The sequence below is a fragment of the Yersinia sp. FDAARGOS_228 genome (genome assembly GCF_002073315.2).
Classification (GTDB): Bacteria; Pseudomonadota; Gammaproteobacteria; order Enterobacterales; family Enterobacteriaceae; genus Yersinia; species Yersinia intermedia.
This window is the reverse complement of the sequence record NZ_CP020409.2, coordinates 781,331-794,233: the sequence shown is the minus strand read 5'-3', so window position 1 is coordinate 794,233 and position 12,903 is coordinate 781,331. Positions and strand designations below refer to the sequence as shown.

Here is a 12,903-nt window from a genome sequence, read left to right as displayed (position 1 = left end):
CGTTAACACGTCAATGAAATGGCCGGTCGTAAACGATCCCGGCCATTTTTTTATCAACGGATAACTGATTGTCTATTGAGCTAATGGACAAATTGCGGCATAAACAGGGTTCCGTATCACCGACAGGCGTGGAAAGACCAGATGAAATTTCTCGGGAAAGTACTACTAACGGTATTACTGCTACTGGTGCTGTCCATAGTGCTGTGCTACGTATTGCTCCAGACCAGTTGGGCTGCCGGTTGGTTAAGCCGTTGGGTTAGTGATAACAGTGAATATCGCCTCTCTTTGGGGAAAATAGACCACTCATGGTCCCAACCGGGGCAAGTCAGTTTCAGCGATGTTACGCTGGGGCGTGCCAATCAGCCCCCGTTTCTTGCTGCTCAACAAGCGCTATTTGGCCTGAGTTGGCGGCAATTGACCGAACCGCGTCATTTTCTCAGCCTTAATCTGCAAAATGGCCGCTTAATCCTCAGTAACAACCAATCACCGCTACCATTACAGGCGGATACTTTGCAGTTAACTAATATGGCCCTCGATACCACTCTTGAGCCGAAAAATTCAGCAGCTCAATGGAAGATTGCGGGTCAGCAAGTGACTGGCGGTTTGGTGCCTTGGCTGCCACAACCCGGTAATAGCCTTGGCGAAAATGCTCAATTTCAGTTCAGTGCCGGCTCTTTAACCATTAATGGTATTACTGCTCAACAACTGTATCTGCAAGGCTCGATACAGAAAAATGCCCTGACCCTAACCAACTTTGGCGCAGATATAGCGCAGGGTGAATTGACAGGTAACGCCAGCCAAGCGGCTGATGGCAGTTGGCTGGTCGATCGCCTGCGGCTCAGCAATATCCGCCTGCAAACGCTAGCATCCGTAAATGATGTCTGGAATACGTTCTTACAACTCCCGCCTATTACGCTAAAACGCTTTGATTTAATTGATGCGCGGGTAGAAGGTAAAAACTGGGCATTTAATGACTTAGATTTGACGCTAAAAAATATCACGTTTAAACAAGGCGATTGGCAAACTGAGGATGGCGAACTGTCCTTCAATGCCGGTGATATTATCAAGGGTAATATTCATCTGATTGACCCAATAGCAACATTCGCTTTATCTCCAGCTGGCGTCACAATTAATCAGTTCTCAACCCGCTGGCAGGATGGTCTATTAAGAACTCAGGGAAATTGGGCGCGCAATACTCATCGCCTACAACTGGATGAACTGACACTGGTCGCGCTGGTTTATACTTTGCCTGCCGATTGGAAGCAACAATGGCAACAAACATTGCCAAACTGGTTGTCTGAGGTGTATGTCGGCAAGCTTAGTGCTAATCGTAACTTGTTGATTGACATCAACCCTGACTTCCCCTTCCAGATTACATCGCTGGACGCCGCTGGCACTAACTTACTGTTGGCAAAAAACCATCAGTGGGGTGTATGGTCTGGCTCATTAATGTTGAATGCAGGTAATGCGACATTTAATAAAAATGATGTTCGCCGCCCGTCACTGGCCTTAAATGCCAATGAACAACAAATTACATTTAGTGATTTAAGCGCGTTCACCAAAGAAGGCTTATTGGAAGCCACTGCCAGTATTGACCAAACGCCTGCTCGAGCCTTATCACTGGCGCTGACCGGCCGCTCGGTCAATCTGGATATTTTGCAAAACTGGGGCTGGCCAGCATTACCGTTGCATGGCCTGGGCAATCTAAAATTGCAAATAAAAGGCAGTCTAGCCGCAGATACACTATTGAAACCTACGGTTAGTGGCTCTCTACAAGCCACTGACAGCAATGGACAACAAGTGAACCAAACAATGCAGCAGGGTGAGTTGCATGGCATAGCGGGGCAATAGGGGCGGCTTACGTTGCCCTATCCGGTTGCCATTAAACGATAACTGCCGATTACATTAAGTGTTGTATGTGATCGGCGCAAAAGATTGTCCTATATCAGTGGGAAGGAACCTGAGTATTCAAAGAAGCTCTGCGGAACATAATTATTTATCTTATTTTCATAACAATATTCTATAACCTGTTTTTTACTGGTCACACCGGCCTTTCGATAGATGTTTTGAGTTATATTACAAACTGTTCTGGTGGATAAATGGATTTTTTTAGCAATCTCTTTACTTGAGAAAGCATGTAAAATATAAAACAACACCTCCCATTCTCTTTTAGTAAATAATTCTGATGGCGGGGTAAAGATAAGTGAGGTGGGGACTTTTATTTTACCTAAATTTGTTAACAACATATCATGCACAGGTCTTACATGGAAAATAACACCTTGCGATATCCCATCGCTATCTATTAATGGATATTTGTCACAGAAATTAGGCTTAAAATAGGAAAGGCCATCCCACTCATGTATTTCAACCGCGGTTATACGATCCTGCAATAGCTCTACCTTACGGTCATGCTCTTGAAACTCAACCTCAAAATCTGATATTGGAGTGGGAAGTTCGCCATCAGACCGCCCCTCTACACAGTATTTATCCGGTAAAGCTAATAATTTATTGAATCTGTTATTTGCATAAATAAATCTTGATTGATTATCTTTAACCCCCCAAGCTTCTGAACTATTTTCCCAAAATGGCATTAACATTTTAAGCGAGTTTAGTAGTGTTTTATCCATTTTAACCATCCTCTTAAATTTGCGTTTTCCTTACTCTTCGAATAATTACACGCCCCCGATAATCAATAAATCTGCTTGGCCATATCTCTCGAGGGGAAACACCGATAGCGTCGGCAATAATCACTTCACCTTTCGGCCACGGGCGTGTCAGCGCATTAGCTAATGTACTTGGAGAAAGTCCGCTTTCTCTTGATAATGCGGCGAGAGAACCTTTTTCTTTCCTTATTGCTGCTAAAATATCTTGCTTATGCCAATCTTTATTCATTTTAAATCACTCCTATAAATCTAAAGCATAGTTATTATGCTTTATCACCTCTGATATAAATAAATCATTTTATAATTAGCTACTTATTTTAATTAAAAGATAAATCATTGGATGAATTAAAAAACAAAACGACCAGCGATTAAGTCATTAAATAATCATTTCGCTTAATAGTCCAGTGCATTAATTACTCTTCTTTTAAAACAAATAGGTTTAAAAGTTATTACTTTAGTTGCGAATAATCTATAGGTAACCCAAGAGGGAGAATTTAAATTCTAGCAAGAATTAAGAAAGGAGGTTTATAACATTGTGATAAAAATAAGATATTAAAGAAAACCGATAAACAACCAGATAGCGCCGTTTATCGGTTTACTATTTCAGATTATTCATTCATTAACTAATAACTAACCATAAGCCAGCAAATTCATAACCACTGAATGCTTCAAACTGTTCCGCCGTTGGATTACCCCAATCGTTATTACGAACTCCAGTTGCGGGATCGTAATAACGTCCGTCAGAACCACGAGCTAATATGTGAAGTGCTTGTGGGCCAGAAAACACACAAATCAATTGTACTTGCCCATCAACCGGATCGACATAAACACCATCCGTATGCACATTTGCTGCTCCGACAACCGCCACACATGCAGCCTGTTCATCTGGATACAACGCACCCAAGGCATATAAACCAGCAGCAGTAATATTCACCGACACCGTGTGTGCGAAATCCATCGCCACCGCCGCCATTGCAGCGGGTGAATTATATCCGCCACCAGCAACGTTATCCCCACCATCGGGGTTGAGTATCCCCGTTAAACCATAGATTTTATCCTTAGCGCTAACAAAATCATCGTCCTGCACAATGACATTATTATTTTCGCCATAAGCGATAATGGTATTTTCCGGCCACAGTGCAAATGCAGCCAATGCGGCAGTTAATGCATAAGCACCACACTCATTACTGAACGGTGGTTGCGTCAGTTGAGCAATAGGATTTGGACGTCGGCCCAATAATAGATTTAGCGGAATACTGGTAGTTAGATTAGGCATATAGCCTCCTTAGAAAAAAATATATGGGGGTATACAGGTACGGCGCTGTTGATCAAGCAGGCCGTACACGACTTATCAAGCAGCGCTAACCGTCCAGGTGCCCTGAGGGTTATAGATAACATTGAATGCCGTCACGCCTTGGGTGGTATCACATACTGCGGATCCAACCGAAGACGTAGAGAAGTTAATGACCGTACCGGCCTGATAGGTACCCGTTTGGACATAAAAACTCAGTACTGGTTGGCAATCGATATTTTTGCTTGGTTCAGCATTGATGAAACTCGACAGTACGACGCTACCACTGGTACTTTGCACCGCCAGCCCAGCGTTAAACACATCGGTGACTGGGTTAAATGCAGGAGTAATAATACGATAGGCACCGGCTTCTACTCCCTCGGTATACGTCGCAGGGGACAATCCGAGAGAAGGATCAACCGACATTACCGTGGTATTTGCCGTTTGCACCCCAGCGCTAGCAGAGGTCAAATCGACAGGCTGGCTTGACGTGATATATCCCGAATCTTGACCCACCAACAAGTTTGGCAGTTGAGATTGAGCACCAGCATAAAATTGCATTAAGCATTCAAAGGTAAGAACAGAACCCGAACTTGCAAAAGGTGATAGAACTTCCTGATAAATACTGTTGGAGTAAACTTTAGCGCCACCGGTATAGATCGCCGGTTTTTGGAAGAAAAAGAAATCCTGCGCTGTCGGGCTATTATTGATTAAGTTAATTGTATATAGAGTACTCATAGTGTGTTCCTTATAAATAAGAGGGAGACATCATTAGGTAGTACATCCGATATTCGCTCTACCCGTAGTACAAATTGCAACCCACGTGCCAACTAACTAATCAATTGATTTTTAATTATTAATTTCAATATAAAACGTTTATGACCACCAGAAATGGACGATACTGTCCAAGTGGAAGACGGTGATTGGTCGAAATCGTCCATGCTTCTGAATACCGTCTCATTCCGCTTTATCCAGTTCAGCCAGTAACTGAATTGCCCGGATTACAAAGGGTGGAGCAAGCTGGGAGTCGATGTTTTTCAGAATGGAAGACAACAAGGCAACAGCTTCGGCTTTTCGCTGCGATTGATTTAATAGCCGAGCCAGTTCACTGGTAGCAATAATTTGTGCCGGAACGATGCCCAATGTTTGCGCAGTCGTGATGGCGCAGCGAAAGCCCTGCTCAGCACCAACAATGTCATTCAATGCCAATCTGGCGCGAGCTTTCACTTCCATTAATTCACTTAGATAGGCACGCTCTTGATGCTTAAATGCTAAGTCTAGTGCCTGTGACATCAGCACATCACACTGTTGCGCCTCACCAGATTGCAGCAATAACTCGCCACGTTTCCATGCCTGGAAGGAGTGAAAAAGTTTCCCCTCTTGGCAAAACAGATGGCTGTCACCCCCCTCGGTCATATACTGTTTAGCCTGAACATAGTCATGCTGCGTCAGCAAATAACATCCCTTGAGTACCTTCGCCAGCCCTTGATAAAAAGTAAATCCATATTGCTGTGCCTGACTTGCTAATTCATGGGTTAAGCGGCCTAAACTGTCACTGTCCTCGAACAAGCAAGCAAGCCATGCCGCTCCCCGTAGGGAGATAACCCGATGAAAAGCAATAATGTCTTCACCCATAGCTCGTGACGCCAGTTTTTTGGCTATCTCTTTGGACTTTTTAAACTCCCCTTGCTGAAATAAAGCCAGCCCTTTCAGCGTCAACGCCATACCAACCAAATCCAATCCTTGTTGATCGGCATACTGGCAAGGGGCCGTCAGTAACTTACTGCGCGCTAAACAGGTTAAAACCTCTTGATTATCCCCCAACCAGAATAGGGCACTGGCAAGTGCGACATGCGCTTCACTCCATATTGACGCGTTTTTTTCAGTCAGGCCGCGTTGCAGTAATTCTTGGGCCAGCGTGCGAACATGAGGTAAATCAAGGCTCATCAATTGTGCCGACCAACGCCAGAAGAGTAATCCCGCCAGCTCAGACTCATCACCAGCCTTCTTACCTAGAGAGATGGCATCATTATGATATTTAAGGGCATCATGACTTAACCAGCCATAAAGTATTTGATAGCTAGTACTGAGTTGGCGATAGAGGTTGTAATGAAGCTGTCGAACCTCGTCATCCAAGGCGATTCCCACCAGTAGTTGTAACCCTTTTTGTAAATCAACAATGGCGTCATGGTAGGCGGAGCAATGCATTAGCCGCATACCTTCCTGCAAATGTTTTAATGCTATTGGTCGTTTATCCATCCGACCGTGAATGCGCCGTTCAACCGATTTACGACTAATCCCTAATAGTTGTGCCGCAGCCGTTTTATTACCACTGGTACGCTGTAATGCTCGATCTATCAGTAATTGTTCCACCGCCACGAGCTTATCTAGCCCAGGCAATGCCAACATGGCATCAGCAAGCAAATCAGATGAGACTTTCACCTCAAGTTGCGAGCTTGGCATAAATGTATCCAACACCTCGCGAGTAATTAAATGGCTATCAGATAATGCCGCTAACCGGTCTACCAGATTGCGCAATTCCCGGACATTACCCGGCCAGGGATACTGCTGTAAGTAAGACATTGCCTGAGAATTGAAGACTAACGGATGAGTTTGCAACGCTGAAAAATAGTCAATTAATGCGGGGATATCTTCCCTACGCTGGCTGAGAGCAGGAATATCCAGTGTAATAACACCTAAACGGTAATAAAGATCTTCCCTAAAGACACCACTTTTTACCTGAGCAAGTAAATTTCGATGGGTCGCGGCCACCACTCGCCCTTTAAAATGGCGAAGATCACTGCTCCCGATAGGACGAAAAGTGCGAGTTTCCAACGCACGCAATAACTTAGGCTGCACTGACAAAGGCATTTCACCTATTTCATCTAAAAATAGCGTGCCATTACCGACCATTTCTAAATGGCCTCGCCGATCGCCAGAAGCTCCCGTAAATGCGCCTTTAACATGGCCAAATAGCTCAGCTTCAACCAAATGTTCAGGGATTGCGCCACAGTTAAGATCAATAAATGGCGCAGAGGGATTTTTGCTACGTTGATGTATCAGTTGGGCAATAACTTCTTTTCCACACCCTGTTGGGCCACAAATCAGTAAAGTTTGTTGTGAGGGAGCAACCCGGTCGACTAAACGTAAAAGTTGCTTAAATGCTGCAGATGAACCTATTACATTAATTGATGTTTTCTCATTGCATACCGTCATAATTCCCTCCTTGACACCAAGGATGGAGAATCAAAATCGAACCATCTGGAGGTGATTGCTGTGATTCAAAAAAGAAATAAGACAAGTATCTATATGTGATTTTATTTAATAATATCAAACATATTTAGTGCATTAATCAGGGATTAACACTGAAAAAATCACGGTTTAATTCGCCGCCAAAGAATGATCAATCAGAAACATGAATGTATAACTGTAAGTTATCTATTGAATATTGCACATATCACAGCAAAGAAATCGATAAATTAGTGCGAGGGGTCACAGGAAAAGAAGTATATAGATAGCAAGGGGTAGGATAAGAGAAAGTTATAAACGTACACTCGCTCATCTACTTATCAGTTGAACGAGTGTCGAGGCCGATATTAATTTACCGCATCCTCTCCGGGGGCAACAGGTAGCACCATGTAAGTTCCCGAGAAAACAGCACCAGCATCTTGATCACCGAATAAATTCACGTCTAACTGCACTCTGGCACGGCGGCCACGGGCCAATCTATCCAGATCGCCACTCAGTGAGCTTAGTTCAGCCACCGCGCGGGGCCGCCCAGTAACCGGGGCACTGTAGCGAATATGGGCATCAGCGAGAATGATAGTGCCACCCAAATGGCGCTCACGCAGTAATAGCCATATCAACCCCCAGCCGGTCAGAGTCGCTAAAGAGAAAAGGCTGCCGGCGAACAAAGTATGATGAGGATTCTGATTACCCGCCTCAGGCATCGTGGTGACAAAACGCTGGCCAGTGTATTGGCTGATGCGCACCCCCATTTTTTCACTGAGCGGAATATGGTCATACCAGGCTTGCTGCAACTGACCGCACCAATCAGGGCGATGCAGAATATCGTCCATCGTCACAACCGGCTTGATCATGAGGAAGTGGCGCACGGGTGTCGTTTGTGGTGCAGTAATCTCGCCCTGACTGACAAACCCCAGCTTGGCGAAGAAATCCACTGCATCTTCACGCGCACTACATACCACCCGTTTCACACCCTCCTGGCGCGCCACCGACTCTAATGTCATGGCGACGAGCGTCCCTAATCCTTTATCACGGACGGTGGGGTCAACTGCCAGAAAACGAATAGCAGCCTCATTATCAGCATTGATATACAAACGGCCAATAGCAACAGGTTTGCCCTGTTCGTCCACCACCATTTGGTGATGGGCCATCGCGTCATAGGCATCTTTTTCAGAGCCAACTGGTTGGTGCAACGGCTTGCGTAACATTTCCCAACGGAATTGATAATAATCTTTGAGTTCTTGTTCTGTTGTGGGCACACGCAAGTGATACATAGGAGCATTCTCTCTTTAGAATTATCAATAAAGTAACCCTCAGTCTTGAGGCGCTATTCTGCCTCTAGACCTGCAACCAAAACGTTACCGGGCCATCATTCACCAAGCTAACTTTCATGTCTGCGGCAAATAATCCCGTTTCCGTTTTTACACCACGCTCACGGCACTGAGCAACAAAATACTGATACAGTCGGTCAGCTTCTGCTGGAACTGCGCCACGGGAAAAGCTTGGTCTCATGCCTTTTTGCGTATCTGCCACTAGCGTAAATTGCGAGACAACGAGCACGCTGCCACCCGCCTGCTGGACGTTGAGATTCATTTTGTCGTTCTCATCGCCAAAAATCCGGTACCCCAGAACCTTTTCACATAGGCGCTGCGCTTTTTGCTCGGTGTCGTCTTGTTCAACGCCCAGTAATATCAATAATCCAGGGCCAATCTCCCCGACTACGCGCCCATCTACCACGACACTGGCGCTAAGCGCCCGTTGAATCAACGCAATCATAATGCCTTACATCTCCTGACTCTGATTTTCCTTAACGCTCGCCTTATGCCGCTGCTCCCGATACTCACCCAAGGTTACGGTAATTTCTGCCCCCAGCAACACAATGCACCAACTCCAGTAAACCCAAAGGAATAAGATGGGGATAACCGCCAGCACCCCGTAAATCAACTGATAAGACGGAAACAGCGTGATATACATCGTGAATCCTTTCTTACCCAATTCGAAGAGTAATGCGGCCACCAGCGCACCAATAAGTGCATCCCTGGCAGGCACCCGCACCGTGGGTACCACACTGTACAATAACCAAAAAGAAACCCAGGAAATCAAGAGCGGAAATAGCCTTAACGCCTCATCAATCATGCTGTCTACCTGGGCGTTTGCCAACCATTGCAGCGAGAGCAAATATGAACTGATCACCATGCTGGCCCCCACCAATATCGGCCCCAGCGTCAGTACCATCCAATACACCGCAAAAGAAAACACCAGCGAACGCTGGGTTTTACTGCGCCAGATAATGTTAAGCACGCTATCTACTGAGTAAATCAGCAGTAACGCAGTGACAATCAAACCACAGGTACCCACGACAGTCATACGATTTGAATTGGCGACAAACTGCTCAAGATAATTTTGGATGATGTCGCCAGTAGCGGGCATAAAATTGGCGAAGATGAAGGCTTTCAATTTTATGCTGATATCGGCAAACATGGGGAAAGCTGCAAACAGTGCAAAAATCACCGTAACCAATGGCACCAGAGACAATAATGATACATAGGCCAAATGCCCAGCGAGCATCGTTAAACCGTCTTTATCAATTCGGGCATACAGCATATGCCCAAAAGTGACACAGGGTTTTAAGTGTCTAGATAGGAAACTCGCCATGTTCGTCTCTCAGTCAACACGGTTAGGCACGATTTTGGGCCAGCGTTAGCCCTAAAGCTAACCCATTAATGATTATACCCGTTCTCTTTCAAGTTGCAGATGTGTTACCCGAATCACTTACTTCAGTAAGCTCATCGGGTCTCTCTTTTGCCGCCTTCCTACATCTTGAAATCTATTGGATATGGAGTAAGAAATTATCAGGAAAAATAAGCAGGGATAACCTTTCGGTCGGTGACATGAATTGCAGTGATACCCACAATTCTGGCGGCAACAATATTTGCTTCAACATCATCAAAGAACACCGCCTGATCCGCCGGGATATTTTCCGCATTCAGAACATGCTGATAAATTCTCGCTTCCGGTTTGCGCATGCCCAAATCCTGGGACAGATACATATGGTCAGCGGCAGCGGCAACTTCAGGGTAGTGTTGTGGCCAGTGATTACAATGCAGCCGGTTAGTATTGGATAGCACCACCACCCGGTGCCCTTCCTCACGCAGTTTTTGCATAATAGTGATCACTTCCGGGCGCAAAGCGACAAATACCGCCTGCCAGCCTTCGGCAAACTGTTCAAAGCTCAGGGACAGCCCCATTTCATCACTGAGCTGATGAGCAAATTCCTCGTCGCTAACTTCACCGCGCTCATGCTGCTGGAAGACCTCGCCCATAGTAAATCGCTCGCTCAATGTCGCCAGCGGGACACTGCTTAATTTGCTCCAAACACCCAATACGCGTTTGAAGTCGATATCAACAATCACATTCCCTAGATCAAAGATATACAGCATAGCGCTCTCCCAATTAGATGGTGAGTTTTACTGTAACGGGAAAAGAGAAAACTGAACAGGGAGAGGAAGAAAAAGGAGGGGCCAGTCAGGAAAAATAATATTTTTATAACAATGGCAAAAAAATAGGATGTATCCTCAAAAACCTTGGAGTTGCAGCTTCAAGGGTGCGGAGAATAGAACTCAGGGCGCAGCTAGCGCCCTAAGTATCAGCAGTACCAAGAAGAATTAACCTTCTTTAGGACCACGACCTGCACGCTTACGATCGTTTTCCGTCAGGTGACGCTTACGGATACGAATTGATTGCGGGGTAACTTCTACCAATTCATCGTCATCGATGAATTCCAGAGCCTGTTCAAGAGTTTTCTTCAAGAAAGGAACCAGAGTGGTTGCTTCGTCAGTACCGGATGCACGCATGTTGGTCAGTTGCTTACCGGTCAGGCAGTTTACAGTCAGGTCGTTAGAACGTGAGTGAATACCGATGATCTGGCCTTCATACACTTCAGTCGCGTGACCAATGAACAGCTTGCCGCGGTCTTGCAGTTTGTACAGTGCGAATGCTACAGCTTTACCCTGACCATTAGAGATCAGTACGCCGTTTTGACGTTGGCCAATCTCGCCTGGACGCACATCATCGTAGTGACTGAATGTGGAGTACAGCAGACCAGTACCAGAAGTCATAGTCATGAATTCAGTACGGAAGCCAATCAAGCCACGGCTTGGGATCATATAATCCAGACGAATACGACCTTTGCCGTCTGGAACCATGTCCTTCACGTCACCTTTACGCTCACCCATGGCTTGCATAACTGCGCCCTGGTGCTGTTCTTCGATATCCAGAGTTACGCTTTCAAATGGTTCTTGATTACGGCCGTCGATAACACGGTTGATAACTTTAGGACGAGAAACAGCCAGTTCGAAACCTTCGCGACGCATGTTTTCGATCAGAACCGACAGGTGAAGCTCACCACGGCCAGATACGCGGAATGCATCAGCATCTTCAGTTTCTTCAACACGCAATGCTACGTTATGGATCAACTCTTTGTTCAGGCGGTCAAGGATCTGACGTGAAGTCACGTACTTGCCTTCTTTACCACAGAACGGAGAGGTGTTAACGCAGAAATACATGGTAACGGTTGGTTCATCTACAGACAGTGCTGGTAAAGCTTCAACAGCATTCACGTCACAGATAGTGTCAGAGATGTTCAACTCGCCCAGACCGGTGATAGCAACGATATCGCCAGCTTCAGCCATAGTCGCTTCGATACGTTCCAGACCCATATGGCCCAGTACTTTAGCGATTTTACCGTTGCGGGTCTTACCTTCGCTATCGATAACAGTCACTTGTTGGTTAGGCTTAACAACACCACGTTTGATACGGCCAATGCCGATAACACCTACGTAGTTGTTGTAGTCTAACTGAGAGATTTGCATCTGCAATGGACCGGTGCTGTCTACGTCTGGCGCAGGCACATGGTCGATGATTGCTTGATACAGCGGGGTCATATCTGCCGACATATCATTGTGGTCTTCGCCAGCAATACCCATCAATGCAGATGCGTAAATGATAGGGAAGTCCAGTTGTTCGTCGGTAGCATCCAGGTTTACAAACAGGTCAAACACCTGATCTACAACCCAATCAGGACGCGCACCCGGACGGTCAACTTTGTTGATAACCACGATTGGTTTCAGACCATGAGCAAAGGCTTTTTTAGTCACGAAACGGGTCTGCGGCATCGGGCCATCCATTGCGTCGACGACCAGCAGCACAGAGTCAACCATAGACATTACACGCTCAACCTCACCGCCGAAATCGGCGTGTCCTGGGGTATCCACGATGTTGATGCGGTAGTCTTTCCAGTTAATGGCGGTATTTTTCGCGAGGATGGTTATCCCACGCTCTTTCTCCAAATCGTTGGAGTCCATTACACGTTCAGTTGCTTCAGCACGTTCACCGAACGTACCAGATTGTTGTAGCAACTTATCAACCAGGGTAGTTTTCCCATGGTCAACGTGCGCAATAATGGCGATGTTACGCAGATTCTCGATCACAGCTTTTTTGCCTCAGGCATTTAGAAATAGCGCGCTATTGTACACGTATTAAGCGAGGGACTAAACAAGATCACAAACTTCTCTTATAAACAACCTAACGGCAGTTAGTTTGTGATCCCTTTCACGGTGCAAAAATAGCCTCTCGGCCCACTTTTGCACCAATACAGTGCCCAACGGCGCAAATGAAGCACCAAAATAGTGCAATATAACTATC

The 12,903-nt window shown here is 45.8% G+C and carries 11 protein-coding genes; 1 reads left to right on the top strand and 10 read right to left on the bottom strand.

The window, feature by feature from the left end; translation table 11 throughout:
- Positions 1–141 precede the first annotated feature (141 nt).
- Entirely contained in the window at positions 142–1,851 is a 1,710-nt protein-coding gene (locus A6J67_RS03575; RefSeq protein WP_050297715.1) for an AsmA family protein, read from the top strand.
- 89 nt (positions 1,852–1,940) lie between these two features.
- Here the strand turns inward: A6J67_RS03575 and A6J67_RS03570 are convergent, their stop codons facing one another.
- The 10 genes from A6J67_RS03570 to typA all read right to left on the bottom strand — a co-directional run bounded on the left by A6J67_RS03570 (position 1,941) and on the right by typA (position 12,689).
- Complete coding sequence (locus A6J67_RS03570) at positions 1,941–2,627, bottom strand: helix-turn-helix transcriptional regulator (protein ID WP_080608055.1); 687 nt, start codon at positions 2,625–2,627, stop codon at positions 1,941–1,943.
- 13 nt (positions 2,628–2,640) lie between these two features.
- Entirely contained in the window at positions 2,641–2,892 is a 252-nt protein-coding gene (locus tag A6J67_RS03565) for a helix-turn-helix domain-containing protein (protein ID WP_005191151.1), read from the bottom strand.
- A gap of 390 nt (positions 2,893–3,282) precedes the next feature.
- Positions 3,283–3,939: a hypothetical protein gene (locus A6J67_RS03560; RefSeq protein ID WP_005191155.1), complete on the bottom strand. Its 657-nt coding sequence runs from the start codon at positions 3,937–3,939 to the stop codon at positions 3,283–3,285.
- A 75-nt stretch (positions 3,940–4,014) separates the two neighbouring features.
- Complete coding sequence (locus tag A6J67_RS03555) at positions 4,015–4,692, bottom strand: hypothetical protein (RefSeq protein WP_005191157.1); 678 nt, start codon at positions 4,690–4,692, stop codon at positions 4,015–4,017.
- A gap of 219 nt (positions 4,693–4,911) precedes the next feature.
- Positions 4,912–7,170 carry a sigma-54 interaction domain-containing protein gene (locus A6J67_RS03550; protein ID WP_050297714.1) on the bottom strand — a complete coding sequence of 753 codons (2,259 nt, stop codon included), beginning with the start codon at positions 7,168–7,170 and terminating at the stop codon, positions 4,912–4,914.
- Between the two features lie 380 nt (positions 7,171–7,550).
- Positions 7,551–8,474, bottom strand: coding sequence for a fatty acid biosynthesis protein FabY (gene fabY / locus A6J67_RS03545; protein WP_042568872.1), 924 nt, complete (start codon positions 8,472–8,474; stop codon positions 7,551–7,553).
- A 64-nt stretch (positions 8,475–8,538) separates the two neighbouring features.
- Positions 8,539–8,976, bottom strand: coding sequence for a D-aminoacyl-tRNA deacylase (dtd, locus tag A6J67_RS03540; RefSeq protein WP_005191165.1), 438 nt, complete (start codon positions 8,974–8,976; stop codon positions 8,539–8,541).
- A 6-nt stretch (positions 8,977–8,982) separates the two neighbouring features.
- On the bottom strand, positions 8,983–9,855 hold the full coding sequence (locus tag A6J67_RS03535) for a virulence factor BrkB family protein (protein WP_032907606.1): 873 nt from the start codon (positions 9,853–9,855) through the stop codon (positions 8,983–8,985).
- A gap of 197 nt (positions 9,856–10,052) precedes the next feature.
- Positions 10,053–10,640, bottom strand: a complete 588-nt coding sequence (gene yihX / locus A6J67_RS03530) for a glucose-1-phosphatase (protein ID WP_005191171.1) — start codon at positions 10,638–10,640, stop codon at positions 10,053–10,055.
- A gap of 225 nt (positions 10,641–10,865) precedes the next feature.
- On the bottom strand, positions 10,866–12,689 hold the full coding sequence (gene typA, locus A6J67_RS03525) for a ribosome-dependent GTPase TypA (protein WP_042568870.1): 1,824 nt from the start codon (positions 12,687–12,689) through the stop codon (positions 10,866–10,868).
- Positions 12,690–12,903 lie beyond the last annotated feature (214 nt).

Bases quoted from the DNA above. Each gene is read 5' to 3' on its own strand.
- A6J67_RS03575 (WP_050297715.1), top strand. From the start codon at position 142: ATGAAATTTCTCGGGAAAGTACTACTAACGGTATTACTGCTACTGGTG.
- A6J67_RS03570 (WP_080608055.1), bottom strand. From the start codon at position 2,627: ATGGATAAAACACTACTAAACTCGCTTAAAATGTTAATGCCATTTTGG.
- A6J67_RS03565 (WP_005191151.1), bottom strand. From the start codon at position 2,892: ATGAATAAAGATTGGCATAAGCAAGATATTTTAGCAGCAATAAGGAAA.
- A6J67_RS03560 (WP_005191155.1), bottom strand. From the start codon at position 3,939: ATGCCTAATCTAACTACCAGTATTCCGCTAAATCTATTATTGGGCCGA.
- A6J67_RS03555 (WP_005191157.1), bottom strand. From the start codon at position 4,692: ATGAGTACTCTATATACAATTAACTTAATCAATAATAGCCCGACAGCG.
- A6J67_RS03550 (WP_050297714.1), bottom strand. From the start codon at position 7,170: ATGACGGTATGCAATGAGAAAACATCAATTAATGTAATAGGTTCATCT.
- fabY (WP_042568872.1), bottom strand. From the start codon at position 8,474: ATGTATCACTTGCGTGTGCCCACAACAGAACAAGAACTCAAAGATTAT.
- dtd (WP_005191165.1), bottom strand. From the start codon at position 8,976: ATGATTGCGTTGATTCAACGGGCGCTTAGCGCCAGTGTCGTGGTAGAT.
- A6J67_RS03535 (WP_032907606.1), bottom strand. From the start codon at position 9,855: ATGGCGAGTTTCCTATCTAGACACTTAAAACCCTGTGTCACTTTTGGG.
- yihX (WP_005191171.1), bottom strand. From the start codon at position 10,640: ATGCTGTATATCTTTGATCTAGGGAATGTGATTGTTGATATCGACTTC.